The sequence below is a fragment of the Methylobacterium sp. AC433 genome (genome assembly GCF_979253015.1).
The window spans coordinates 66,161-92,320 of record NZ_CEEDBN010000019.1 but is presented as its reverse complement, the minus strand read 5'-3'; the positions used below and the strand labels follow the sequence as shown (position 1 = coordinate 92,320).

Annotated in this window: 19 protein-coding genes; 9 read left to right on the top strand and 10 right to left on the bottom strand. The window is 71.7% G+C overall.

Annotation, left to right across the window (positions count from 1 at the left end; genetic code table 11):
- The first annotated feature begins 287 nt into the window (after window positions 1-287).
- The 6 genes from AC0IWM_RS21105 to AC0IWM_RS21080 all read left to right on the top strand — a co-directional run bounded on the left by AC0IWM_RS21105 (window position 288) and on the right by AC0IWM_RS21080 (window position 7,150).
- A complete protein-coding gene (locus tag AC0IWM_RS21105; protein WP_471758221.1) occupies window positions 288-1,424 on the top strand; it encodes a branched-chain amino acid ABC transporter substrate-binding protein in 1,137 nt (378 codons plus the stop codon).
- Window positions 1,425-1,612: 188 nt separating this feature from the next.
- On the top strand, window positions 1,613-2,725 hold the full coding sequence (locus tag AC0IWM_RS21100) for a TRAP transporter substrate-binding protein (RefSeq protein WP_471758219.1): 1,113 nt from the start codon (window positions 1,613-1,615) through the stop codon (window positions 2,723-2,725).
- A 418-nt stretch (window positions 2,726-3,143) separates the two neighbouring features.
- Entirely contained in the window at window positions 3,144-4,544 is a 1,401-nt protein-coding gene (locus AC0IWM_RS21095; protein ID WP_471758217.1) for a deoxyribodipyrimidine photo-lyase, read from the top strand.
- Window positions 4,545-4,699: 155 nt separating this feature from the next.
- On the top strand, window positions 4,700-6,022 hold the full coding sequence (locus AC0IWM_RS21090; protein ID WP_471758233.1) for a chloride channel protein: 1,323 nt from the start codon (window positions 4,700-4,702) through the stop codon (window positions 6,020-6,022).
- Window positions 6,023-6,096: 74 nt separating this feature from the next.
- Window positions 6,097-6,276, top strand: a complete 180-nt coding sequence (locus AC0IWM_RS21085) for a DUF1328 domain-containing protein (RefSeq protein ID WP_056469231.1) — start codon at window positions 6,097-6,099, stop codon at window positions 6,274-6,276.
- Between the two features lie 13 nt (window positions 6,277-6,289).
- The gene (locus AC0IWM_RS21080) at window positions 6,290-7,150 is read left to right on the top strand and encodes an SDR family NAD(P)-dependent oxidoreductase (RefSeq protein WP_471758231.1); all 861 of its coding nucleotides are present in this window, start codon (window positions 6,290-6,292) and stop codon (window positions 7,148-7,150) included.
- Between the two features lie 356 nt (window positions 7,151-7,506).
- Here the strand turns inward: AC0IWM_RS21080 and AC0IWM_RS21075 are convergent, their stop codons facing one another.
- A complete protein-coding gene (locus tag AC0IWM_RS21075) occupies window positions 7,507-9,180 on the bottom strand; it encodes a lysine--tRNA ligase (RefSeq protein ID WP_471758215.1) in 1,674 nt (557 codons plus the stop codon).
- 339 nt (window positions 9,181-9,519) lie between these two features.
- Here AC0IWM_RS21075 and AC0IWM_RS21070 point away from each other — a divergent pair, with 339 nt between their 5' ends.
- Entirely contained in the window at window positions 9,520-10,701 is a 1,182-nt protein-coding gene (locus tag AC0IWM_RS21070) for an MFS transporter (protein ID WP_471758213.1), read from the top strand.
- 203 nt (window positions 10,702-10,904) lie between these two features.
- Here the strand turns inward: AC0IWM_RS21070 and AC0IWM_RS21065 are convergent, their stop codons facing one another.
- Window positions 10,905-11,825 carry a transporter substrate-binding domain-containing protein gene (locus tag AC0IWM_RS21065; protein WP_471758211.1) on the bottom strand — a complete coding sequence of 307 codons (921 nt, stop codon included), beginning with the start codon at window positions 11,823-11,825 and terminating at the stop codon, window positions 10,905-10,907.
- Window positions 11,826-11,870: 45 nt separating this feature from the next.
- Here AC0IWM_RS21065 and AC0IWM_RS21060 point away from each other — a divergent pair, with 45 nt between their 5' ends.
- Window positions 11,871-13,730, top strand: a complete 1,860-nt coding sequence (locus AC0IWM_RS21060) for a glycosyltransferase family 2 protein (RefSeq protein WP_471758209.1) — start codon at window positions 11,871-11,873, stop codon at window positions 13,728-13,730.
- A gap of 320 nt (window positions 13,731-14,050) precedes the next feature.
- Here the strand turns inward: AC0IWM_RS21060 and AC0IWM_RS21055 are convergent, their stop codons facing one another.
- The 3 genes from AC0IWM_RS21055 to AC0IWM_RS21045 all read right to left on the bottom strand — a co-directional run bounded on the left by AC0IWM_RS21055 (window position 14,051) and on the right by AC0IWM_RS21045 (window position 16,065).
- Window positions 14,051-14,935, bottom strand: coding sequence for a dihydrodipicolinate synthase family protein (locus tag AC0IWM_RS21055; protein WP_471758207.1), 885 nt, complete (start codon window positions 14,933-14,935; stop codon window positions 14,051-14,053).
- Between the two features lie 76 nt (window positions 14,936-15,011).
- Complete coding sequence (locus tag AC0IWM_RS21050; RefSeq protein ID WP_471758205.1) at window positions 15,012-15,593, bottom strand: SCO family protein; 582 nt, start codon at window positions 15,591-15,593, stop codon at window positions 15,012-15,014.
- A gap of 127 nt (window positions 15,594-15,720) precedes the next feature.
- Window positions 15,721-16,065 carry a metalloregulator ArsR/SmtB family transcription factor gene (locus tag AC0IWM_RS21045; protein ID WP_471758203.1) on the bottom strand — a complete coding sequence of 115 codons (345 nt, stop codon included), beginning with the start codon at window positions 16,063-16,065 and terminating at the stop codon, window positions 15,721-15,723.
- A gap of 88 nt (window positions 16,066-16,153) precedes the next feature.
- Here AC0IWM_RS21045 and AC0IWM_RS21040 point away from each other — a divergent pair, with 88 nt between their 5' ends.
- Window positions 16,154-17,092, top strand: a complete 939-nt coding sequence (locus AC0IWM_RS21040) for an acyl-CoA desaturase (protein WP_471758201.1) — start codon at window positions 16,154-16,156, stop codon at window positions 17,090-17,092.
- Window positions 17,093-17,107: 15 nt separating this feature from the next.
- Here AC0IWM_RS21040 and cysG read toward each other — a convergent pair whose 3' ends face one another.
- From cysG to AC0IWM_RS21015, 5 genes are all read right to left on the bottom strand, one after another.
- Window positions 17,108-18,601: a siroheme synthase CysG gene (gene cysG / locus AC0IWM_RS21035; RefSeq protein ID WP_471758199.1), complete on the bottom strand. Its 1,494-nt coding sequence runs from the start codon at window positions 18,599-18,601 to the stop codon at window positions 17,108-17,110.
- Between the two features lie 39 nt (window positions 18,602-18,640).
- Window positions 18,641-21,310 carry a nitrate reductase gene (locus tag AC0IWM_RS21030; RefSeq protein ID WP_471758197.1) on the bottom strand — a complete coding sequence of 890 codons (2,670 nt, stop codon included), beginning with the start codon at window positions 21,308-21,310 and terminating at the stop codon, window positions 18,641-18,643.
- Between the two features lie 216 nt (window positions 21,311-21,526).
- Window positions 21,527-23,131, bottom strand: coding sequence for a sulfite reductase subunit alpha (locus AC0IWM_RS21025; RefSeq protein WP_471758195.1), 1,605 nt, complete (start codon window positions 23,129-23,131; stop codon window positions 21,527-21,529).
- Window positions 23,128-24,918, bottom strand: a complete 1,791-nt coding sequence (locus tag AC0IWM_RS21020) for a NirA family protein (RefSeq protein WP_471758193.1) — start codon at window positions 24,916-24,918, stop codon at window positions 23,128-23,130. The genes AC0IWM_RS21025 and AC0IWM_RS21020 overlap by 4 nt, the downstream gene beginning before the upstream one ends.
- An 11-nt stretch (window positions 24,919-24,929) precedes the next feature.
- Window positions 24,930-26,153, bottom strand: a complete 1,224-nt coding sequence (locus AC0IWM_RS21015; protein ID WP_471758191.1) for an NAD(P)/FAD-dependent oxidoreductase — start codon at window positions 26,151-26,153, stop codon at window positions 24,930-24,932.
- Window positions 26,154-26,160 lie beyond the last annotated feature (7 nt).

Below are 26,160 nucleotides of genomic sequence, written 5' to 3'. Positions count from 1 at the left end.
CAGAAGGTCCTCTCCGTCTTCTCCACCATCACCGCACCCGTCTCCGCAGGCGCCTCCCTCTACGCAACCGCGCGGTAGACCCGCGAGCGGGGCGCGGGCGTCGAGCGCTCCCCGTGCCCGCGCCGAAGGTCCCTCTTGCGTTCTCGCGCGGCATCGCGCACGGGTCGCGCGGTCCGGATCGATGCCGGAGGTAACGGGCCGTGGACGCGGTGCGCGCCGAACCTTGGCGGCTGGCCGATCCGCCTCTATTCTTAAGCGAGGTCGACCGAGGCGTGAGACGGGGCGGGATGAGGTTCAGACGCGCGGCCCGGCGCTTCGGGCGCGCCGGCGGCTTGGCTGGCAGCCTGTTCCTCGGCGCCGCCGCGCTCGCCGGCGTGACGTCGGCCCGGGCCGACGTGGTGATCGGCGTCGCCGTCCCCCGGTCCGGTGCCTACGTGGCGGTGGGCGAGCAGGTCCTGCGCGGGGTCCAGGCCGCGGCCCGCGACGCCAACGCCAAGGGCGGCCTCGACGGCCAGACCATCGTGCTCGATGTGCAGGACGACGCCTGCGATTCCAACAAGGCCGTGGCGGTGGCCAACCACTACGCGACGCAGGGGGTGCGCCTCGTGGTCGGCCACGTCTGCTCGAACGCGTCGCTGGCGGCCTCCGAGGTCTACGCCGCCAACGGCACGGTGATGATCACCGCCGCCTCCGTCGCGGCCAAGCTCACCGACCGGGGCCTGCCGACGATCTTCCGGGTGTGCGGCCGCGACGACGACCAGGCCAAACTCTCGGCCACCGTGCTCGCGGAGCGGTTCCGCGACAAGAAGATCGCCATCCTCAACGACCTGACGCCGGGCTCGCGCAACCTCGCCGCCGCCACCAAGGAAAACCTCAACCGGATCGGCATCAACGAGGCCATCGCCACCGCCTTCGCGGCGGGCGACGCCGACGACGCGGCCCTGGCCGACCGCCTGAAGGAGGCCGGGATCGCGGTGGCCTATTACGGCGGGGATGCCCGCGAGATGGGCCGCCTCGTGCGGATCTCGGCCGAACGGGGCTTCAAGCCGCAATGGTTCGGGACCTCCGCCATCGCCACGCAGGAATTCGCCACCATCGCCGGGCCGGCGAGCAACGGCGTGCTGATGACCTTCTACCTCGATCCGCGCCGCAAGCCGGAGGCCGCCGCCGTGGTGGCGGCCTTCAAGGCCGAGGGGGTCGAGCCCGAAGGATCGACGATCTACGGCTACGCGGCCCTCCAGGCCCTCGTGGCGGCCGGCAACTTCGCCCATACGGCGGAGTCGAAGCGCATCGCAGCCACCCTGCACGCGGAGCGCTTCGACCTCGTGCTCGGTTCGGTCGGCTTCGACGGCAAGGGCGACGTCACCGCCCAGGGCTACGTCCTCTACGTCTGGAACGACGGCACCTTCACGTACGCCAAGTAGTTCACGTACGCCGAGTGGTTCACCGGCCTCGGGTCGTTCGCGCCGCCGTCCGGTCGTCGTCCGGGCGGCCAACGGGGACATCCGAACGTTTCGGGATCGTTTCCGGCCGTCCGTCGTTCGTGAACGGCGGACGTTCGGGGCGGGAGCCGGCCGCAGCGGGACGATTCCGGATCCATCAGCGAGGCGCCATGCCCCCATCCTCCGCGCTCCCGACTTCCGGGCGCCGTGCTCTCCTCTCCGCAGGCCTCGGCGGCGCGGCCGCCCTCCTCGCCGCGCCCGTGCGGGCGGAGGCGACGCCGGACCTGCGCTGGCGCCTCGCCTGCGCCTTCCCCAAGAACCTCGACATCCTGTTCGGCGCCACCGACATGCTCGCCCGCATCGTCGCCGAGGCCAGCGACGGCCGGTTCCAGATCCAGCCTTCCGGGCCGGGCGAGCCGGTGCCGGCCGAAGGGCTCCTCGAGGCCGTGGCCGCCGGCACGGTCGAGATGGGCTACGGCCCGGCGACCCTGGGCCTGGCCAAGGACCCGACCTTCGCCCTGGCCACCGCCCTGCCCTTCGGCCTGAACGCCCGCGGCCAGAGCGCCTGGTGGCTTCAGGGCGGCGCCGCCGACCTGTTCGGCGAGATCTTCGCCCGGCACGGGCTGGTCGCCCTGCCGGCGGGCAATACCGGGGCGCAGATGGGGGGGTGGTTCCGCCGCGAAATCAAGGCGCAGGCGGATCTCCAGGGGCTGAAGATGCGGATCGGCGGCCTCGGCGGGCAGGTGCTGGCCAAGCTCGGGGTGGTGCCGCAGGCGACTCCGGGGCCGGACATCTACGCCGCCCTGGACTCCAAGGCGATCGACGCCGCCGAGTGGATCGGCCCCTACGACGACGAGAAGCTCGGATTGCAGAAGGTGGCGCCGACCTATCACTATCCGGGTTTCTGGGAGGGCGCCTCGACGGTCCATCTCTGGATCCAGGCCGAGGCCTGGAAGGGACTGCCCAAGAGCTACCGGGCGATCCTCCAGGCCGCCGCCGCCCAGGTCCATGCCGACGTCCAGGCGAAGTACGATGCGCGCAACCCGCGCGCCCTGCGCCGCCTCGTGGCGGCCGGGGCGCAACTGCGCCCGTTCCCGCAGGAGGTGATGGAGACCGCCCTCAAGACCGCCAACGACGTCTATGCCGAGATCGGTTCCAAGAATGCCGACTTCAAGCGCGTCCACGAAGCCATGAAGACCTTCCGGAACGAGGAATACCTCTGGTTCCAGGTGGCGGAATACACCTACGACAACTTCATGATCCGCGCCCGCGCCCGTGGCTGAGGGGGCCGGACAAGAAAAAAGGCCGCTCCGAAGAGCGGCCCGAAGTCTAGGGAGGAAACGCCCAAGGAGGGCAGCAGGACCGCGACGCCATCGCGTTCCCGCAACGCACAATCTGAACCTCTCCCGCGAAATTGCAAGGCGGATAGGGCAGCATCCATGTCGCTTTTGGTGCCGCGGCACACATTGCCCTATTTCTGTATCCAAAATGACGCACCCGAGCAGCGGCAAATGCTCATGGCGTCGCGCGGCTCCCGACCCAGATGAGCCTGCATCAAAGGATTGGTCGAATTCAGTTTTCGCGGCTGCGTCTGCTGGGCTCGCCACGGCAGGGTTGGTCCGGGAGATCCATCCGGCCTCGGGTGCCGTACGGGTGCGGCGGCCCGACCTTTCACGACGAACCGGGAGACGATGAGCGGCGATGGCGATTCAGGCGGGACGGATCCGACTCCTCAAGGACGCCGAGCCCAGGGCGGAGGGGCGTTACGTGCTCTATCTCCTGCAGCAGGCGAATCGCGCCCATGAGAACCCGGCCCTCGAGTTGGCGATCGAGGAGGCTAACCGGCTCGGCCTGCCGGTCCTCGCCTGCTTCGGGCTGCTCGACGGCAAGAACGGTTTTCCGGAGGCCAATGCCCGCCACTACGCCTTCCTGCTCCAGGGGCTCGCCGACGCGGCGTCCGGCCTGAAGGCCCGGGGTATCGGCTTCTGCCTGCGCAAGGCCTCGCCCGCCCAGGTCGCGATCGACCTGGCCGAGGATGCCGCCCTCCTGGTCCTCGACCGGGGCTACCTCGCGATCCAGAAGCGCTGGTACGCCGAGATCGTCGAGGGCGTCGATGCGCGGATCGTGCAGGTGGAGGGCGACGTCGTGGTGCCGGTGGAGGTCGCTTCCGCCAAGCACGAATACGCCGCCCGTACCCTGCGCCCGAAGCTGCACAAGCACCTCGACGACTACGTCGCGCCCCTGACCGCCCGGAGGGTGAAGCACCCGGCCGGGCGCGGCCTGCCGAAGTCCGAGGTGGACATCGCCGACCCGGCGGCGGTGCTGGCCGGCATGAGCCTCGACCGCATCGTCGGCCCGGTGCGCCGCTTCACCGGCGGCGAGACCGAGGCGCGCCGGCGCCTCGAGGCCTATCTCGAAGGCCCGTTCGCCGATTACGGCAGCGACCGCAACCGGCCGGAGGCCGGGGCGGCCTCGCACATGAGTCCCTACCTGCATTTCGGGCAGATCTCGCCCGTGGAGATCGTGCGGGCGGTCCGGGCCGCCAGGGCCGGCGGCCGCGAGGACAAGGCGGCCTATGTCGAGGAGGTGGTCATCCGCCGCGAACTGGCGATGAACCATGTCCACTACACGGAAGGCTACGACAGCTACGCGCGCGCCGTTCCCGAATGGGCCCGCAAGGTCCTGGCCGAGCATGCCGACGACCCGAGGCCGAAGACCTACACCGAGGCCGAACTCGCGGAGGGCAGGACGCATGACGTCTACTGGAACGCCGCCCAGGCCGAGATGCGCGAGACCGGCTACATGCACAACCACCTGCGCATGTACTGGGGCAAGAAGATCCTCGAATGGTCGCCCACGCCCGAGGAGGGCTTCGCCCGCACGCTGCGGCTCAACAACCGCTACTTCCTCGACGGGCGCGACCCGAACTCCTTCACCAACGTCGCCTGGATCTACGGCCTGCACGATCGCCCCTGGGCGCGGCGCAAGATCTTCGGGACGGTGCGCTACCAGAGCGAGAATTCCCTGCGGAAATTCGACGCGAAGGCCTATCTGCGGACCGTCGAGGCGCTCTGCCGGGCGGAAGGCGGGGACAAGGCTTAAGGCCCTCCGGGGTATGTCCCTTGCCTGACGCTCCCCCCGACGCCCTCTCCCGCGTTCCCATCCGAGCCTTCGATCGCATGCCCCCCACCCGTCCCGCCAAGGTGCTGCGCGTCAAGGTTCTGAGGGCCAGGGTCCGGTCCGGGGTCGTGCCGCGCATGCGGCGCCTGCGCGGGGCCACCCTCGACGCCTTCGGGCTGTGGCGCCACCGCCTCCTGTTCCTCGTCGGCGGCATCGGCGTCGGGCTCGCCGCCGTCCTGATGGCCGGGCTGGCCGATGCGGCCCAGGGCGCCTTCCGGCGCGTGCTCGGCCTCTCGCCCCTGGTGGCCCTCGGCCTGACGCCCTTCGGGTTCGCCCTCTGCGCCTGGCTCGCCCGGGCGGTGTTCCCGAACGCGCAGGGGTCCGGCATTCCTCAGGTGATCGCGGCCCGCCAGACCGGCCACCTCGCTCTGCGCCGCGCCCTCGTCTCCCTGCGCGTCGCGGCGGGCAAGATCGTGGTGATGAGCCTCGGCCTGCTGTTCGGCGCCTCCACCGGGCGCGAGGGGCCGACGGTGCAGGTGGGCGCCGCGATCATGGCGGCCGCCGGTCACCTCACGCCGGAGCGGGTGCCGGGACTGATCCTGGCCGGCGGCGCGGCCGGCGTGGCCGCGGCCTTCAACACCCCGCTCGCCGGCATCGTCTTCGGGATCGAGGAGCTCGGCCGCGCCTACGAGGCCCGCACCGGCGGTCTCATCGTCGCCGCCATCGTGGCGGCCGGCCTGACCGCGATGGCGCTGACCGGCAACTACACCTATTTCGGCACCTCCAGCGCCGCCCTGCCCCTCGGGCCGGGCTGGATCGCCGTCCCGGTGATCGGGGCGCTGGGGGGGCTGGCCGGCGGCGGCTTCGCCCGCATCGTCATCCTGTTCGCGCGGGGGCTGCCCGGACGCCTCGGGGCGGCCATCGCCGCGCGCCCCGTCGCCTTCGCGGCCGCCTGCGGCCTCGGGGTCGCCCTCTGCGGTCTCGCCTCGGGCGGCACGGTCTACGGCACCGGCTACGAGGAGGCGCGCGCCCTCCTGCACGGTACGGCCGAACCCCATCCCGACTTCGCGCCGCTCAAGTTCGTCGCGACCCTGCTCTCGGCGATCAGCGGCATTCCCGGCGGCCTCTTCGCTCCGTCCCTCAGCGTCGGGGCCGGCCTCGGCGCCGCCCTGCACGGCTGGTTCTCCGGCGTTCCCGTGGCTGCCCTGGTGCTCATCGGCATGGTCGCCTACCTCACCGGCGCCCTGCAGGCGCCGATCACCGCCTTCGTCATCGTCACTGAGATGACCCAGGACCATGCCCTGATGATCCCCCTCATGGTGGCGGCGCTGATCGCCGACGCGGTCTCGAAGGCGGTCTGCCGCGAGGGGCTCTACCACGCCCTGGCCCACCTCCTCCTGGAGCGGGCCGGCACGGAGGGGCGCGCGGCGGCCCCGGCCCGGCCCGCGGCCCCATCGTAAAACAGCCGAGCTTGGGCGGAACGCTTGCGGGCGCAGGCGGTTGACGGTCGGTTCCGCGAGCTGGAGTGTTGCGCATGACCCTGTTGAAATGGGCCCTCATCTGTTTCGTGATCTCTCTCATCGCGGGCGGCCTCGGTTTCACCGGCATCGCGTCCGGCGCCGGCTCCCTGGCCCGCATCCTGTTCGGCCTCTTCCTGCTGGTGGCCATCGTCATCGTGGTCGTCGCCTTCGCCATCGGGCAGGCGGTGTTCTAGCGTGAGCCAGGCGATGCCGGAGCGGATCGCCCTCGTCACCGGAGCGACCTCCGGCATCGGCACGGAGACCGCCCTCGGCCTTGCGCGGGCGGGGTTCCGCGTCGGCCTCGTCGGCCGGGATGCCGACCGCACCGGCCGTACCGCGGCCTGGATCCGGGAATCCGTGCCCGGTGCCGTGATCGACGGCTTCGTGGCCGACCTCGCGTCGCAGGCCGAGATTCGCCGCCTCGCCGGCGAGGTCCAGGCGCGGTATCCGCGCCTGGACGTCCTGGTGAACAATGCCGGCGCGATCTTCGACCGCTACGCCACGACGGTGGACGGGATCGAACGGACCTGGGCGCTCGACCATCTCGCCTACCTGCACCTCAGTCTTGAACTCCTCGACCTCCTGAAGGCCAGCGCCCCGGCGCGCATCGTCAGCGTCGCCTCGATGGCGCATCGGCGCGGACGGATCGCCCTCGACGATATCGGCCATGCCCGCCGCTACAGCGGGATCGCCACCTATTCGCAGGCCAAGCTCGGCAACGTGCTCTTCAGCGCCGCCCTGGCACGGCGGCTCGCCGGCACCGGCGTCACGAGCAACGCCCTCCATCCCGGCGTCATTGCCAGCGGGTTCGCCTCGGGCACCGGCGGCTGGTTCGGCCTCGGCTGGCGCCTGGTCCGCCCCTTCCTATCTAAGCCCGAGGACGGCGCCGCCACGTCGCTGTATCTCGCGACCTCCCGGGAGGTCGACGGCGTGAGCGGACTCTACTTCGATCGATGCCGGGCGGTGGCCCCCTCGGCCCTGGGCCGGGACACGGCGCTGCAGGAGCGGGTCTGGGCCTTCAGCCTGGAGCAGCTCGGGATGTCGGATATCCAGCCCGCCAAGGCCTGACAGCCCGCCAAGGCCTGACAGCCCGCCAAGGCCTGAGCCTCGGTTTCATGCAAACGGCGCATACCCCCTCCGCCACGGGGAGTGATTGCATGGTGCGGTGCGACATGGCATTTGAACGCCATGCACCGCGGCGATGGCGTCGCCGCGGTGTGCCCTTCTTGGGCGTTTCCTCCCTAGACTTCGGGCCGCTCCCTCACCGGGGCGGCCTTTTTTCTGTCCAGTGATGGGCGTTTTATCTGCCCCTTGGCGCCCCGACAAGCACAATTGTGCGCAATCGCACCGCGACACGCAGACGTTATCCTGCGCCGCCTCCGTGAGACCGGCGCAGGATGCTTGGGTTTACGGAAATCCTGGCGTCACGCGGCCGGCATCTGCGCCAGGAAGGCACCGGACAAGGCCTGTCCGATCAATGCCCGGGTCTCGGTGACGCCGTACAGGGCGATGAAGGAGCCGAAACGGGGTCCGCGCGCCTCGCCGAACAGGACGTTGTAGATCGTGCCGAACCAGGCCTGCGAGACGCCGGGGCGCCCGTCCGGGCTCTTGGCCTTGCCCGACAGGTCGGGGAAGTGCCGGCGCCCGACCTCGTAGACCACCGCCTGCAGTCCCTCCGGATCGACGGAGCCCTCGTGCGCGCGAAGCGTGGCGGAGAGGTCTTCCAGCGCCGCGCGCTCGGCCTCGGTGGCGGCCCGGTAGGTCTTGGCCGGCCGCACGAGATCGCGGAAATACGCGAGCGCGTGCCCGACCAGGCGAGCGAGCACCGGGTGGGTCTCCGGCCCGACATCCGGATCGTAGCGGCGGATGAAGCCCCACAGCACCGCCGGATCCTCGGTGTTGGCCACCGCCGCGAGGTTGAGGAGCATGGCGAAGGTCAGCGCACCGCCCTTGCCGACCGCCTCGGCCGCCGGCGGGTGCCCGGCATGCAGGTGCCAGACCGGGTTGCCGAGCTTCTGGGCCGGCTCCTGGGCCGGGTACTTCTCCAGGAAGCTCAGGTAGTCGTCGACCTGGCGTGGGATCATTTCCACGAACAGGCGCTTGGCCTCGCGGGGCTTGTTGTACATGAACAGCGCCAGGCTGTCGGCGGTGCCGTAGACCAGCCAGTCGTCGATCGAGAGGCCGTTGCCCTTCGACTTGGAGATCTTCTTGCCGTCCTTGTCGAGGAAGAGCTCGTAGTTGAACCCCTCCGGCGGCTCGCCACCCAGGGCGCGCGCGATCTCGCCCGAGAGCTTGACGGAATCGATGAGGTCCTTGCCGGCCATCTCGTAGTCGATGCCCAGCGCCACCCAGCGCATGGCCCAGTCGGGCTTCCACTGTAGCTTGGCGTGGCCGCCGGTCACCGGGGTCTCGTATCCCTCGCCGGTCTTCGGGTCGCGCCAGACCAGGGTGCCGGCCGAGACCCGGACCTCGTCGATGGCCACCTGCATCACCTCTCCGGTGACCGGGTGGATGGGCAGGAACGGCGAGTAGCTCGCGGAGCGCTCGGCGCGCAGCGACGGCAGCATGATCGCCATCACCGCGTCGTAGCGCTCCAGTACCGTGAGCAGGGCCGTGTCGAACACGCCCGCGCGGTAGCATTCCGTGGCCGAGCGGAACTCGTAGTCGAATCCGAAGGCGTCGAGGAAGCGGCGCAGTTCGGCATTGTTGTGGGCGCCGAAGCTGTCATGGGTGCCGAACGGGTCCGGGACGCGGGTCAGGGGCTGGTTCAGGGCACCGATCAGCAGGGGCTTGTTCGGCACGTTGTCCGGCACCTTGCGCAGGCCGTCCATGTCGTCCGAGAACGCGATCAGCCGGGTCGGCACGCTGTCGTTGGTGAGAACCCGGAAGGCGTAGCGCACCATCGAGGTGCGGGCGACCTCCCCGAAGGTGCCGATATGCGGCAGGCCCGACGGCCCGTAGCCGGTCTCGAACAGGACCTCCGCTTTCGGGCGACGTTCCAGCCGCGCCACGAGCTTGCGCGCCTCCTCGAAGGGCCAGGCCGCGGCGGTGGCGGCCGCCGCAATGAGATCGGGGTCGGAGGGAAGCGGGGACGGCATGGACAGCGTCAGTTCTGCAAGGATGGTCGGGACAGGTGATCGCGAAGGGCGGCACCGTAGGGAGGGCGACCGGGAGGGTCAACGCGTGCGCTGGCGGCCGCGGCGGCGACACCGTTGCGCGGGTCCTGCGCCGGTCCGGCCCCGCGATCCCCGACAACTGACACGTCGGGGGTCCCGATGCTCGACCGGGGTCCCGGGTTGGCGATGCAACGCCTGCAGACCTGAGGCGAGCCAGGCGCAGCCCTGGAGACGGCCCGGCTTCACACCTTTGCCGTGTCCGCCTGCGAGAGGTCGGCCCGTCCCGCCGCGCGGCCCCGGCCGGCGCGCCCGAAAGGCGTCATGACCTCAAGCTCGACGATCGCGAGCGCGGCGCCCGCCGCGCGCCGCCTCACCCGCGCGGCCGGCCCCGTCGAGGCGCGCGCAACCCGGCTCCTGTTCCTCATCGTCGGCTTCGGCGTCGCCGCCTGGGCGCCCCTGGTGCCCCTCGTGAAGGCGCGGGCGGGCCTCGACGACGGCACCCTCGGCCTGCTTCTCCTCTGCCTCGGCGTCGGGTCGCTCGCCACCATGCCGGTGGCGGGCGCCCTGGCCGGGCGCTTCGGCACCCGCCCGGTGCTGGCCGCCGCGGTGCTCGTGACCGGGGCGGCTCTGATGACCCTGTCCCGCGCCGCCGGCCTGCCCGTCCTCGCCGTGGCTCTCACCGCGCTCGGGATCGGCCTCGGCCTCCTCGACTGCCTGATGAACCTGCAGGCGGTGGCGGTGGAGCGCCGGGCCGGACGGCCGATGATGTCGGGCTTCCACGGGCTCTACAGCCTCGGCTGCATCCTGGGCGCGGCCGGCTTCAGTGCCCTCCTGAGCCTCGGCCTGGAACCGGCGGCCGCGACCCTGGTGGTGGTCGCCGCCATCGCGGTCGCCTTCCTCGCCGCCCTGCCGGGCATCCTGCCGACGAGGGCGGACGGACCCCGAGGCCCGGCCTTCGCCCTGCCGCGGGGGCCGGTGCTCCGCATCGGGCTCCTGTGCTTCGTGGTCTTCCTCACGGAGGGCTCGGCCCTCGACTGGAGCGGCGTCTTCCTGATCCAGGAGCGCGGCCTCGATCCGGCCCGCGCCGGCCTCGGCTACGCGGCCTTCTCGCTGACCATGACGGCGGGCCGCCTCACCGGCGACGCTCTCGTGCGCCGGATCGGGCGCCGCCGCATCGTCGTCCTGGGCGCGCTCCTGGCGGCGGCCGGCCTCGGCCTCGCCACGGCCGTGCCCCTCTGGCCGGTGACGCTCCTCGGCTACGCCCTGGTGGGGGCGGGCTGCGCCAACATCGTGCCGGTCCTGTTCACGGCCGCCGGCCGCCAGGAGGCGGTGCCCGCCGCCCTCGCGATCCCGGCCGTGACCACGCTGGGCTATGCCGGCGTGCTCGCCGGCCCCGCCGCCATCGGGCTCCTCGCCCACGCCACCAGCCTGACCCTCGCCTTCCTCGCGGTGGCCGCCCTCCTCCTTGCCGTCGCGGCCGGCGCCCGGCATCTGCGCACCTGAGTCGGCCTCCGGATCCGGCCGGGCGAAGCGGCGGTCGCCGTCGCGCAGGCCCGCCGGCACCACCGCGAGGCCGCCCGAGCGATCGACCATCGGGGCCGCCGCGTCGGCCCGGCCGAAGCGCGCACCGCCGAATCGATCGGCCGTGCCGAGGCGGTCCGAGAGCCAGGCCTGAAGACCCCAAGTCTGAGCCGCCGGCCGATCCTTCAGAACGGGCTCACCGGGAAGAAGCGCAGGTAGAGCTCGGCGTATTTCCCCTCGTCCCACAGGCGCTGGAGCGCGTCGTCCAGCGCCCGCGACAGGGCCGGGTCGTCGGGGCGGGTGACGAGGCCGATGCCCTCGCCGAAGTAGCGGTTCTCCAGGTAGTCGCCGCCCGTGAAGGCGCAGCAGCCCGCGGCGTCGACGCCGCCGATCCAGAGGGCGAGGTTCAGGCCGTCCGCGAAGACGTAGTCGACCTCGCCCCGGCGCAGCGCGCCCTCGGCCGTCGCCAGATCGGTGAAGTCCTTGGCCGTCGCCTTGGGGAAGAACGCCTTCAGGTAGGCCGCGTGCGCGGTGCCGCCGACCACGCCGACGCTCCGGTCCGCGAGGGCGCCGGCGGAGGGGGCGGGCAGGCCCTTGTCGGTGCGGGCGGCGAAGCGCGCCGGCCAGCGGAAATACGGCCGGGTGGCGAGGAAGCGCGCGCGCAGGGCCGGGGTCAGCGGGATGGCGGCGGCGACGACGTCGCCCTGCCGGTCGGCCAGGGCGTCGAGCAGGGTGTCGAAGCGCCGGGCCTGGACCGTGCAGGTCATGGCCAGGCGCTCGCAGACCGCGCGGGCGAGCTCGACCACGAAGCCCGTGGGCGTGCCGTCCGGGCCGGCGAAGTGAAGGGGCGGGAAATCGTCGTCGGTGAGAAAGCGGACCGTGCGCGCGCTCGGCTGAGTCTCCATGCGCTCCTGCCGGGCGCGCGGATTCCAGAAGTTGGGGATCGTCACGCCCTCCGCCCGGGCCGGCGCAGCGGCGGCGAGGCAGGACAGCGCCGCCAGTGCACAAGCGGCGGCCTGGCCCCGGAGCCGCCTTGCCTTTCGGCGGATAAACGCAGAAGTTGTTCTGGTGGCGCGCGGGTTGCGCGTGGAAACGGACTGGCTCACGGCCCTCCCCTAGCACATCCGCGGGCCGCCGGGAGGCCGCGCGCGGTGTCGCTCCTCGGTTTCGGCACCTCCGATCGACGGCCCGCTCCGCTGCCGCCCGAAATCGGATTCCTCGCGCGCCAGGGGGTCGACCCGGGCCTTCTGGCGCAGGCCGCCGCCCTGGCGCGGGCCTGCGGGAGCGACGCCGCCACGGCGCTGATCCAGGCCGACCTGATCCCCGAAGAGGCCTATTACCGCGCCCTCGCCGCCGCCCTCGGGGTCCCGTTCCTCGCTGGCGATCTCCGCCTCGGCGAGGACACGCATTATCCCGACAGTCTCGTGGCCGGGATCGCGCCGCTCTCCCCGAGGGGTTCCCTGGCGTTCCACGGACCGCGCACGGTTCGCGCCCCGCGTGGGGCAGCCATCGCGGCGCTGCTGCGGACGGGGACCCGCTCGGCCATCACCACGCCGCGGGCCCTGCAGGCGGCGGTGTTCGCCGCCAATCCGGCGGGCATCGCGGCCTACGCCGCCGATACGCTCCAGCGCCACAGGCCCGATTGGGCCCTGGAGGCCGGCAGCCAGGCGCCACGCCTCGCCATCGTCGGCCTCGTTGCCGGAGCCGTCGGCCTCGTCGCCGGGCTCATCCCCGGGGCCGTCCTGATCGGCGCCTGGACGCTGGTGCAAGTCGGCTTCCTCGCCATGGTGACGGTCCGTATCGCCGCCGTCAGCGTCGAGGCCGAGGCGGCCCCCGAGGTGCCGCTGCCGGACACCGCCCTGCCGGTCTACACCGTCCTGGTGGCCCTCCATCGCGAGGCCCGGGTGGTGCCCCGCCTCGTGGCGGCCCTCTCGCGCTTCGACTACCCGGTGGCCAAGCTTGACCTCAAGCTGGTGATCGAGGCCGACGACCGCGAGACGGACGCGGCCCTCGAGGCGGCCGGCCTCCCGGCCCGGTTCGAGGTCGTCCGGGTGCCGGCGGGCCTGCCCCGCACCAAGCCGCGCGCCCTCAACGCCGCCCTGCCCCTGGCGCGCGGCGCCTGCCTCGTGGTCTACGATGCCGAGGACGTGCCCGATCCGGGGCAGCTCCGCGCCGCCGCGACCCGCTTCGCCCGCGCCTCCCGCACCATCGCCTGCCTGCAGGGCCGCCTCGTCATCGACAACATGGACGACGGGCGCCTCACCCGCTGCTTCGCGATCGAGTACGCGGCCCTGTTCGACGTCCTGATCCCGGCCCTCGCCTCCTGGTGCGTGCCGATCCCCCTCGGAGGTACGTCGACGCATTTCCGCACCCGCGTCCTGCGCGAACTCCACGGCTGGGATGCCTGGAACGTCACCGAGGACGCCGATCTGGGCATCCGCCTCGCGAGGGCGGGCTACCGCGTCGGCGACCTGCGCAGCGACACCCTGGAGGAGGCGCCGCGCACCGTCCGGTCCTGGCTGCACCAGCGCACCCGCTGGATGAAGGGCTTCCTGCAGACCAGCCTCACCCATGCGCGGTCGCCGCGCCGGACCGTGCGGCAGCTCGGCGTTCTCGGAACCTTCTGCGCCGTCGCCCTCGTGCCCGGGACGGTGATCTCCGCCCTCGCCTATCCCTTCCTGATGGGCCGGGCGGCCTACGACTTCGCGGCCTTCGTGTGGAACGGCTTCCCGGCGCCCGGCGGCTTCTGGGCGAACTTTCCCACCGGCGCCGCCGTCACGCTGTTCGTCGCCGGACTGCTCGCCATGCTGCTCCCGGCAGCCCTCGGCTGCGTCCGGCGCAACTGGTTCGACCTGCTCGCCTTCGTGCCGTGGATGCCGATCTACTTCCTGCTCGTCAGCCTCGCCGCCTGGTCGGGCCTGTACGAGCTCGTCCGTGCGCCCAACCGCTGGAACAAGACCGAGCACGGCCTCGCCCGCACCTCCCGCACCGGCGCACTACGCGCGGAGTGAGGGCCGGACCCGACCATCGCCGCCACCACCCGCGTGTTTGAGCCTACAATTGCCGAAGTATTAACTTTGACGCATCGGAGTCCAGTTCGACAGCGCGATCCATCCACGCCGAATCATGGCGACAGCCTCGGCGAACACAACGCCCGCCGCGAGTATCAGGAAGAGGACGAGCAGTATGAAGCGGTTTTCTTCTTCCGGTACGTTGTCTGTTTCACTTCGGGCCATTGCCGTTCTCCGGGCGGGTGACTGCGAGCGTATCGCAATCGACCTGCCACGAAGGTGTGAACGCTTGGACCAGCGATCTTCGCTTGGCGGGCCGGTCAGCCCAGTTCCAGCGCTGCGAGCGTGTCGGCCACCCGCTGGCGGGCCTCCCCGCCCAGCGGCAGGATCGGGCGCGGCGGCTCGGCCCGGCAGAGACCGAGGAGGTCGGCACAGGCGTAGATCACCCGCAGGCTCGAATAGGTCCGGAACAGGTCCCAGAGCGGCTCGAGCCGGGCATTGAGGCGGCGCGCCTCGGCGGCGTCTCCCGCTTCGACCGCCCGGACGATCGCCAGGGCGGTGTGTGGAAACAGCCCGGCGAGCACGCTGTACCAGGCCTCGCCGCCTGCCAGCAGCGCCGCGACGGCGTTCCAGTCGCCGCTATAGCCGAGGGAGAACCCGACCGGCACCACGGCGCGCAGCGCGGCGACGTGCTCCGCCGCCCCGTCCGGCTCCGGGGCCGGACTCTTGATCGCGACGATTCCCGGAACCCGGGCGAGGCGGCCGGTGAGGGCCGGGGTGAAGCGGAAATGGGTCGTGCCGGGATTGTCGTAGAGGCAGAGCGGCAGGCCGGATTCCCGTGCCACCGTCTCGCAGTGCACGAACACCTCGTCCTCGGTCAGCGGCGTGTAGGACATCGCCGCCAGGAGCCCGGCCTCGGCCCCGGCGCCCTTGGCGTCCTGGGCCATCCGCACCGCCTCGTCGGTGCGCAGGGCGCCGACCCCGACGAGGACCGGCAGGCGGCCCGCCACCGCCTCGACGGCGGCTTCCACGGCCCGGCGGCGCTGATGGCGCGCGAGGAACGGATAGGTGCCGGTGCTGCCCAGCAGGCCGATCGATCCGACGCCGGCCGCGACCAGGGGCTGCAGCAAGGTGCGCAGGGCGCCGAGGTCGACCTGGCCGTCGGCATTCGAGGGCGTGATCGGGAAGGCCGACAGGATGGTCATGGTCGCTCCGGGGGCAGGCGAGACGGGAGGCGGCGGCCCCGGTCGTCGGTCCCGAAGGCTTACAGCATCTCGGCGGTCAGAGCATTTTGGCGAGTTCGCCCGCCGCCTCCTCGGGCGGGCGGGCAAGGTTCAGCGCGTTCAGGAAGCGATTCTGGCCGTTCATCACGTAGACGAGGGCGGTGTGCTCCATGGTGTAGTCGCCATCCTTGGTCGGCACCTTCCGGACATAGGCGCGGTAGGCCTTCACCGCCGCGTTCACCTCCTCGGGCGAGCCGGTCAGGCCGACGATGCGCGGGTCGAAGCTCGCCAGGTAGGTCTTCAGGGCGGCCGGCGTGTCGCGCTCGGGGTCGACCGCGATGAACAGCGCGCGGGTGTCCCGGCCCTTCGGCCCGAGGGCCTGGAGCACGTCGCCGATCTGCTGCAGCGTGGTCGGGCACACGTCGGGGCAGTGGGTGAAGCCGAAGAACACGAGGTGCGTCCGCCCCGCATAGTCGCGCTCGGTGACGCGCTGCCCGTCCTGATTGGTCAGGGTGAAGGGTCCGCCGACGCTGCTCGTCCCGGCCTCCTGGGTCTTCGGCGCCAGCACCACGAAGGCGGCGGCGCAGAGCCCCACGAGGCCGACCGCGAAGGCGAGGAGGGGCAGGAGCGTGCGACGCATGGGACGGCCTTGCGATCGAGGGATGTGGCGGCTTCAGACCACAGGCGCCGCGCCCCGGCAATCCACCAAACCGTCGCCACCAAACCGTCGCCACCAGACCCTCGCGACCGAACCGTGGCCGGACGACTCAGCCGTGTTGCGGCTCGTCCGTGGCCGGCTTCGCTTGGCGCCGATCCTCCGCCAGGGCCGCGCTCTCGCGCTTGAGCGGCCGGCCGACCGGACAGGCCTCCTGAACGAACCCGTTCAGGGTGTTGAGGAGACTGTCCTCCACCTGCCGGTAGAAGACGAATTGTCCGCGCTTCTCGCCCGCGATCAGCCCGGCCGATTCGAGCACCGCGAGATGCTGGGAGATGGAGGGCTTCGACATGGCAAATCGCCCGGCGATTTCGCCCGCGCTGAGTTCGGTATGGGCGAGATAGGCCAGGATCTTCCGGCGAACCGAGGAGGACAGGGCTTCGAAGACGCGCTGCATGCGGATGAGTTAGGCGATGAGCTAACCATTGACAAGTGGCGGCCCGCCATCGATTAGGTGATTTCCTAATTAGTGAATAGGTATCGACATGAGCGATGCGCCCCGTTGCACCTCGACCGCCCGCATGATCGCCGATGCGGACACCTCCGCCGTGGTGGGACGCCTGGAATGGGCGCCCGCCAAGTCACTCTGGATCACCGGAATGGTGGGCGCGGCTCTGCTTCTCGGACCCGTCCTCGTCACCCCCGGTGCCGTCGCGCTGTTCGCCGTCACCACGATCGTCACCCTCTGCGCCGGACATTCGGTCGGCATGCACCGGCTGCTGGTGCATCGCAGCTTTTCGGCCAGGCCCTGGGTCGAATATCTCCTGGTCTATCTCGGAACCCTGGTCGGCATGGCCGGGCCGGTGGGAATGATCCGCCTGCACGACATGCGGGACTGGGCGCAGCGGCAGGCCGCCTGTCACGACCTGCATGCCAACCGGCTGCCGATGCTGCGCGACGCGCTCCTCCAGATGCACGCCGAGCTGATCCTCACGCACCCGCCGCGTTTCCTGCTGGAGCCGCAGGTCGGGACGGACCGGGTGTTCCGATGGCTGGAGGCGACCTGGATGTTGCAGCAGCTGCCCTGGGCCGTGCTGTTCTACGCGGTGGGCGGATGGCCGTGGATGATCTGGGGCATTCCCGTCCGCATCGCGGTGTCGCTGACCGGGCACTGGCTCGTCGTGCACCTCACCCACCGCGATGGCCCGCAGGGTTGGGTGGTCGACGGTGAATCCGTCCAGGGGCACGACCTGCCGGCTGCGGCATGGCTCACCTTCGGCGAGGCGTGGCATGCGACGCACCATGCCTGGCCGGACTCGGCGCGCCTCGGAGCCGAACCGGGACAGTCCGATGCGGGCTGGCGAGTCCTGCGGGTGCTGGAGCGCCTGGGTCTCGTCTGGGACCTGAAGCAGCCGAGCAACTTGGAGCCCCGGGCCGGGGTGCACCGCGTCACGGCGGAGGGGCCGCCAGCCCGAGCCGCGTGATCGGGCCCCCTGCCCTCAGATCGCGAGCTTGCCCGGCTCGATCGCGGCGATCGCCGCCTGGGTGCCCAGGCGGCGCAGGGCCTCGCCCACCATCAGCAGGGCGGGTCCCTCGTGGCCCGAGGCCTCGACCCGGTCGGCGAGGTCGGCGGCGCCGGCCTCCACCACCTGCTGGTTCGGGCGGGTGGCGTTGAAGACGAGCAGCGCCGGGGTCGACGGCGCGAGGCCCTCGGCGATCGCCCGCTCGAGCAGCACGCCGAGGGTCTTCTTGGGCATGTAGACCACGGTGGTGACGCTCGGGTCGGCCAGGGCGCCCCAGTTCAGGTCCTCCGGCAGGGCGCCGCGCCGGTCGTGGCCGGTGACGTATTGCAGGCGCCGCGCCGCATCGCGGTTCGTCAGCGAGACGCAGAGCGAGGCCGCCGCTCCCTGGGCCGCCGAGACGCCCGGAACCACGCTCACGGGGATGCCGGCGGCCCGGCAGGCCTCGATCTCCTCGCCGGCCCGGCCGAACACCAGGGGGTCGCCGGATTTCAGGCGCACGACCTGCTTGCCGGATTTGGCGAGCTGCACCATCAGCGCGTTGATGTCGTCCTGGCGGCAGGACGGGCCGTGCCCGGTCTTGCCCACCAGCATGGTGCGGGCCTCGCGGCGGGCATAGTCGAGGATCTCGGGCGCGACGAGGTCGTCGTACAGGATCACGTCGGCGTTTCGCAAAGCGCGCAGGGCCTTGAGGGTGAGGAGCTCGGCATCGCCCGGGCCGGCGCCGACCAGCGTCACCGCCCCGCCCTTCGGGGCAGCCTCGGTCTGGCCCAGGAGCTCGGCGAGATCCTGGTCCGTGGGGACCCGGTCGGGCTCGGCGAAGGCGCGGTCGGTGAAGCGCTCCCAGAAGGCGCGGCGGTCCGAGAAGCCGTGGAAGCGGCTGGTGACCTCTTCGCGCCAGTCGCGGGCGGCGCCGATCCAGGCCTTGAACCCGCGCGGCAGCATGCCCTCGATCCGGGCGCGCACGGTCTGGCCGAAGACCGGGGCGGCGCCCTCCGTGGAGATGCCCACCACCATGGGCGAGCGATTGACGATGGCGCCGAACTTCACGTCGCAGAGATGCGGCCGGTCGACCGCGTTGACGATGGCGCCGGTCGTCCTTGCGGCGGCCACGAAGGCGATGCAGTCGGCCTCGTCCTCCATGGCCCCGATGCAGAAGGCCGCGCCCGTGAGGTCCTCGGCCCGCCACTGGCGCTCGTGCAAGGCGACGGAGCCCGCGACGATCTCGCCCGGCACGGCCCGCAGCTCCTCGCTGGGCTCGGGCGCATAGACGTCCACGTGGGCCCCGGCGGCGGCGAGGAGCTTCACCTTCCAGGGTGCGCCCCCGTTGGAGCCGGCCAGCACCGCGCGCTTGCCGTGCAGCGGCACGAAGACGGGAAGGACGGCCAGGGGCTCCAGGCCGGCCGGGCCGGCACCGCCGGCCGGGTCGGTGCCGGCGGGCCGGGTTTCGCGGGGGGTACGGGGCGTGCTCATGGTGCTCGGAAATGGGGGTCGATGTGGCCCAAATTGAGCCTATGCGGCGTTGCGTGCAAGCGCCTCGGGCAGCAGCTTGCGGATCTCGGGGATGCACGAGCCGCAATTCGTGCCGGCCTTGCAGGCGGCGCCCACCGCCTCGACGGTGCCGGCCCCCGCCGCGATGACCCCCGTGATGATGTCGAGGCCGACCCCGTGGCAGGCACAGACGGTGGGGCCGGCCGAGGCGGTCTCGGCGCGGCCCGACAGGAGGGCGCGCCGGGCCGGGGCCTCCGGCGCCGGCTCGGCGAACAGGGCCTTGGCCTCGTCCCAGCCCGGTCGCGCCTCGGCGGGTCCGAGCGCCAGGCAGGCGACGAGGCGGCCGTCCTCGTAGACGGCGCAGCGGTAGCGCCCGCGGGCGTGGTCGGCATACTCGGCGAGTTCGAGGCCCTGGAACAGGCCGCGCATCATCAGCGCCACGGCGCGGGAGCTCTCCTGCGTGGCGAATTGCAGGCCCGAGCCGCCGGAGATCGTGGCCCTGGCCCACCACCAGCCCTCGGGCAGGGTCTGCTCGCCGCGGGTCAGGAGGAAGCCGCGGTTGCGGTAGGACACCGGTGCGATGCCGGCCGGCGTTGCCTTCAACTCGGGCTGTCCCGAGACCGGATCGGGCACGCCGCGCACCAGGGCGCCGACGCGGGCGTCGGAGGCGGTGGCCGCGCTCCAGTGGAAGGCGGCGAACAGGTTGCCCGGCCGCACCGCGTCGGTGACCATCGCCTCCAGGGTGGCGGTGCCGTGCGGGGTGGCGATCCGGGCGAGATCGCCCTCCTTCAGGCCCAGCGGCGCGGCATCGTCGGGATGGATCTCCACGAAGGGCACGGAGCGGTGTGCCGAGAGGCGCTGGCTCTTTCCCGTCCGCGTCATCGTGTGCCAGTGGTCGCGGACGCGGCCGGTGTTGAGGACGAGGGGATAGGCCTCATCGACCGCCTGGGCGAGCGCCGGGGCCTGCACGGCCACGAAGCGGGCGCGCTTGTCGAAGGTGTAGAACTGGCCGTCCGCGAAGAGCCGGGCCTTGGCCTTGCCGCGCCTGGGCAGCGGCCATTGCAGCGGGGGGGTCGCCGCATAGGCCGCATCGGCCATGTCGCTGACGGCGCCGATGTCGAAGTCGCGGGTGCCGTTGTTCTCGAAGGCCGAGAGGCCGGCATGCTCGCGGAAGATCGCGGCGGTGCCCGAATAGGCGAAGGCGTCGCCGTGGCCGAGGCGCTTGGCGACGTCGCAGATGATCTGCCAGTCGGCCCGGGCCTCGCCGGGCGGTTTCAGGAAGCTGCGCTGGCGCGAGATCCGGCGCTCGGAATTCGTCACCGTGCCGTCCTTCTCGCCCCAGGCCAAGGCCGGGAGCAGGACGGTCCTGCGTCCCGTCGCCCGGGCGCTGTCGCTGTCCGCCACCGCCTCCGAGACGACGTACAGGTCGAGGGACTTCAGGCTCTCGCGGATCCGGTCGGCACGCGGCATCGACACGATCGGGTTGGTGCCCATCACCCAGAGGGCCTTGATCTTGCCGCGCTCGATCGCCTCGAACAGGGCGACCGCCTTCATGCCCTCGCCGGTGATGATGTTGGGCGCCGACCAGAAGCGGCGGACCCGGTCCACCTCCTCGGGGGTGAAGTGCATGTGGGCGGCCAGCATGTTGGCCAGCCCCCCGACCTCGCGCCCGCCCATGGCGTTGGGCTGGCCGGTCAGCGAGAAGGGGCCCGCCCCGGGCAGGCCGATGCGGCCGGTGGCGAGGTGGCAGTTGATGATCGCGTTGCCCTTGTCGGTGCCCTGCGCCGACTGGTTCACCCCCTGCGAGAAGGCGGTGACCACCCGCTTCGTGCGGGCGAACATCTCGAAGAACCGCGCCACGTCGGCCTCGGACAGGCCGGTGGCGGCGGCGGTGGCGGGAATCGTCGGCGCGATGGCGCGCGCCCGCTCCAGGGCGCCGTCGAGGCCGCTCGTGTGGTCGAGGACGAAGCGGTCGTCGAGGGAGCCGGTGCTGGCGAGATGCACCAGCAGGCCGGAGAACAGGGCGGTGTCGGATCCGGCCTTCAGGCCGAGGAAGAGGTCGGCCTCCTCGCCGGTCTGGGTGCGGCGGGGATCGATCACCACCAGCTTGGTGCCGCGCTTGGCCCGCGCGTCGACCATCCGGCGGAACAGGATGGGGTGGCACCAGGCGGTGTTCGACCCCACCAGCACGATGAGGTCGGCCTCGTCGAGATCCTCGTAGCAGCCCGGCACGGTGTCCGAGCCGAAGGCGCGCCGGTGGGCGGCGACCGCGCTCGACATGCAGAGGCGCGAGTTGGTGTCGACGTGCGGCGTGCCGAGGAAGCCCTTCGCCAGCTTGTTGGCGACGTAGTAGTCCTCGGTCAGCAGCTGGCCCGAGAGGTAGAAGGCGATCGCATCCGGGCCGTGCCGCTCGGCGATGCGGCGCAGGGAGCCCGCCACGGTGCCGAGCGCCGATTCCCAGCTCGCGCGGGCGCCGTCCACCTGCGGGTGAAGCAGGCGGTTGTCGAGGGAGAGCGTCTCGCCCAGCGCCGAACCCTTGGAGCAGAGCCGGCCGAAATTGGCCGGGTGCGCGGTGTCGCCGGCGATGTCCGCGCCGCCCTGCCCGTCCGGCGTGGCGAGCACGCCGCAGCCGACGCCGCAATACGGGCAGGTGGTCTTGACGGGGGCGGGTGCCTGGACGTGCGCGTTCATGGCGGGATCCTCGGCGGATGCTTGTGGCGGCATCGGTGGGAGCAAGAGACGGGCCGAGGCGGAACGCCCACCCTCTCCCCTCTGCGGGAGAAGGTGCCTGCGGAGCAGGCGGGAGAGGGGCAGCGCGACCGATCCGGAAAGGGCGGTGCTCCCCTCTCCCGACCCGCATGCGCGGGCCACCCTCCCCCGCAGAAGGAGGACGGTCGGGACGGCGTGCTAGTAAACGTCGGCCTGATAGCGACCCGTCTTCTTCAGATGGGCGAGGTAGGCCACGGCCTCGTCGGGGTTCTTGCCCCCGAACTGGCCGGCGACGTCGATGATCGCCCGCTCCACGTCCTTGGCCATGCGCTTGGCGTCGCCGCAGACGTAGAAATGCGCGCCGCCCTCGAACCACTTCCACAGCTCGGCGCCGTTCTCGCGCATGCGGTCCTGGACGTATGTCTTCTCGGCGCCGTCGCGGGACCAGGCCAGCGACAGGCGGGTGAGCAGCTTGCGGTCCTTCAGGGCGTTCAGCTCGTCCTTGTAGAAGAAGTCGGACGCCTGCTTCTGGTGGCCGTAGAACAGCCAGTTGCGGCCCGGCGCCTGGCATGCGTCGCGCTCGCGCAGAAAGGCGCGGAAAGGCGCGATGCCGGTGCCCGGCCCGACCATGATGACGTCCTTCGACAGGTCCTCCGGCAGGGCGAACCCGTGGGCCTTCTGCAGGTAGACCTTGACCTTCATTCCCTCGGGGATGCGCTCGCCGAGATGGGTCGAGGCGACGCCGAGGCGCAGGCGCGAGCGGTGGCTGTAGCGCACCGCGTCGACCGTGAGCGAGACCCGGCCCGGATCGGCCTTCGGCGAGGACGAGATCGAGTAGAGCCGGGGCTGCAACTCGTCGAGCGCTTCCAGGAAGACCTCGGCATCGGGGCGTGCGCCGGGGAACTTGTGGAGCGCGCCGAGCACGTCGAGATGGGCGGCGTCGCCGTCCGGATCCTCGCCGGCGGCCAGCGCCTGCGCCTTCCTGCGGGCCTCGCCCGAGGTGAGGAGGGAGAGAAGCTGGTAGAGCCCGTCCGGTGCGCCGCCGAGGGCGTAATCGGTCAGCAGCCGGTCGCGCAGGGTCTTGCCCCCGATCCTGCGCTCGGGCCGCGCGCCGAGCTCGGCGATGACCGCGTCGACCAGGGCCGGGGCGTTGGCCGGGAACAGCCCGAGGGAATCGCCGACCACGTAGTCGATCGGCGTGCCGGTGAGGTCGATCTCGATGTGCCAGGTTTCCTTCGCGCCGCCCGGCGCATTGAGGCGCGTGCGCGAGACGAAGGTCGCCTCCACGGGGTTCTCCCGGCAGTAGCCGAGGGGGCCGAGCTCGGGAGCGGCCTTGGGCGCGGCATCCTCGGACTTCTTCGGCGCGGCGCCGCCGCCGGCGCCGAACTCCTCTTCGAGCTTCTTCAGCATCCGGAGCGTGTCCTTGCCGCCGGGCTGGCACAGGTTCAGGCGCTCCTCGTTCCTGAGGAAGATGGCGTTCGCGTAGTCGGCGCAGTTGTAGCCGCACTGGCCGCAATCCTGCTGCGCCATGGCGGCCATCAGCTTCTGCGCCTCGGGCCGCTCCTTGGCCATCTCCATGCGCTCGGGCAGCGGCAGGGAGGGGTCGTGCCAGGGCGCGTCGTCGTTGTCGGCGAGTTTCTGCGCGGCGCCGCCCGGCGCGTCACCGGGCGCCAGCGCCGTGGCGCCCTCGACGGCGGGACCCAGCAACGCCGCGAAGTAGCCCGAGAGCCAGGCGCGCTGGTCCGGGTCGAACGGGGCGGTCTCGGGGATGAGGACCAGGGGGGGCGTGACGTGCTCGCTCATGCGGCGGCCTTCAGGACGGGTTGCTCTTCGGCGATGTTGCGCAGGGATTCGGGGCCTGTGCGGGCGGTGAAGGCCTGGAAGCTCTCGTCCGGACCGGTGCGCCGGGCGAGGTAGCTGCGCAGCAGGGCCTCGATGCGGGTCGGGCAATCCTCGGCCTTCACGGCCTTCCAGATCTCGGTGCCGATCTTCGGGGAATCGCCGAAGCCACCACCGACGACGATGTCGTAGCCCTCGACGGTGTCGCCCTCCTCCGAGACCACGACCTTGGCCCCGATGAGCCCGATGTCGCCGATGTAGTGCTGGGCGCAGGAGTGATGGCAGCCGGTGAGATGGACGTTCACCGGCACGTCGAGTTCCTTCAAGTTCGCCTCGATGGTGTCGGCGATGACCAGGGCGTGGCCCTTGGTGTCGGAGGCGGCGAACTTGCAGCCGCGGTTGCCCGTGCAGGCGACGAGGCCGGCGCGGATGCTGGAGGCCTCCGTGGTGAGACCCAGGGCGGCGACCCGTGCCTGGACCTCGGCCACCTTGGCGTCGGGCACGCCGGAGAACAGGAAGTTCTGCCAGACCGTCATGCGGATGGCGCCGTCGCCGCACTCGGCGGCGATCTTGGCCAGAGCGCGCATCTGGTCGGTGGTCATCTTGCCGACGGGCAGGATCACGCCGATCCAGTTCAGTCCGTCCTGGACCTGGCGGTGGACGCCCACATGGGCGAAGCGGTCCATCGGTCCGCGCGGGGCCACGTGGGCCGGGTCGACCCGGTCGAGCTTGTAGCCCAGCACCGCCTCGACGGCGGCGAGGTACTTGTCGAAGCCCCAGGCGTCGAGGACGTACTTCATCCGGCTCTTGTTGCGATTGGTGCGGTCACCGTTCTGGATGAAGACGCGCAGGATGGCGTCGGCGACCTTGTTGCAATCCTCCGGCCTCAGCACGACGCCGGTGTCGCGGGCCAGATCCCGGTGGCCCGAGATGCCGCCCAGCACGAGGCGCATCCAGACGCCCGGGGCGACGCTGGCGCCCTCCAGCACCCGCACGGCCTGGAAGCCGATGTCGTTGGTCTCCTCCAGCACCGGCATCACGCCGCCGCCGTCGAAGGCGACGTTGAACTTGCGCGGCAGGCCGAACAGCGAGCGGTCGTTGAGGATGTGGTTGTGCCAGGACTTGGCGAGCGGACGCGTGTCGAGGAGTTCCTGCGCGTCGACGCCGGCCACCGGCGATCCGGTCACGTTGCGGATGTTGTCGGCGCCCGCACCGCGCGCGGTGAGGCCGAGGTCGATCAGCCCGTCGAGGAAGGGCTGGCCGTGCTCCGGGGCGATCTCGCGGACCTGCAGGTTGGCGCGGGTGGTGACGTGGCTGTAGCCGCCGCCATGGGCGTCGGCCAGGTCCGCGATGCCGGCGAACTGCCAGTGGTGCAGGATGCCGTTGGGGATGCGCAGGCGGCACATGTAGGAATTCTGGGCCGGGGCCACCCAGAACAGGCCATGGTAGCGCCAGCGGAAATTGTCCTCGGGCTTCGGCCCCTTGCCCGTCGCGGCCTCCGCGATGAGCCGGTTGTGCCCGTCGAAGGGGTTCTCGGCCCGCTTCCACTTCTCCTGCTCGCAGAGCTTGCCGCCGGCCTTGATCGAGGCGTCCTGCGCCTTGATGTGGATCGCGTCCGGGCCGGTGGGCTCGGCCGGCGGGGCGGAGGCCCCGGTCCCGAGGGCGAGACCGCCGGTCACCCGCGCGGCGGCGATGCCGGAGGCGAAACCTTCGAGGTAGCGCTTCTGCTCGGCGTTGAATGCGTCGGCCATGGCTAGGCTCCTCACGCTGCGAGGGGTTGGGGTGCGGGCGCGACGGGACGCCCGAACATGAGATCGTCGCGATGTTCGGCGATGGAGGCGCCGGTGCGGATGAGCTCCTTGCACCAGCCCTGCTCGGCGATGTCGCCGACGAAGACCGCGCCGAGGAGGCGATCCTCGGCGACGACGAGCTTGCGGTAGAGGCCGAGGCCGGGATCCGACATCAGCACGGTCTCGGCCCCCTCCGGCGCCTCGATCTGGCCGGCGGAGAAGACCGGAAGTCCCGAGACCTTGAGGCTCGTCGACAGGGACGTGCCCGTGTAGGCCGCGTCCTCGCCGACGAGGTGGCGGCTCAGGGTCTCGGCCTGCTCGTAGGCGGGCTCCACGAGGCCGTAGACCATGCCGCGGTGCTCGGCGCATTCGCCCAGCGCGTAGATGCGGGCATCCGACGACTGCATCCGGTCGTCGACCTTGATGCCGCGCCCGGTCTCGATCCCGGCCTTCTGGGCCAGCCCCACATTGGGACGCACGCCCACCGACATCACCACGAGGTCGGCGGGCAGCACGGTGCCGTCGGACAGGACCAGGCGCTCGACCCGGCCCGCGCCCTCGACCGCCGCGGTATCGGCCTTGAGCAGCACCTTCACGCCGCGCGCCTCCATGGCGCGCTTCACGAGGCCGGCGGCGGCGTGGTCGAGCTGGCGCTCCATCAGCCGGTCCATGACGTGCAGGAGCGTGGTCTCCACGCCGAGCCGCGCGAGGCCGACGGCGGCCTCCAGGCCGAGGAGGCCGCCGCCGATGACGACGGCCCTGGCATGCGCGACGGCCGCCCTGCGGATGGCGGCGACGTCCGCGAGGTCGCGGAAGGTGAGCACGCCGGGCAGGTCCATGCCGGGCTTCGGCAGGCGGATCGGCAGGGAGCCGACGGCGAGCACGAGCTTGTCGAAGGGCAGGACGTGGGTCTCCCCCACCATCACGAGTGCGTTCTCCCGATCGATCTCGGTGACCGGCGCGCCGGTGATGAGGCGGATGCCGTGGTCCGCGTACCAGTCGAGCCCGCGGAAGGCGCAGCCCGCCTCGTCGACCTCGCCGCCGAGCAGCGAGGAGAGCAGCACGCGATTGTAGGCCGCCTGCGGCTCGGCCCCGACGACGGTGACGTCGTACAGGCCCGGCGCCCGTTCGGTGAGGCGTTCCAGGAAGCGCAACGACGCCATGCCGTTGCCGATCACCACCAGCCGTTCCCGCATCGTCCGA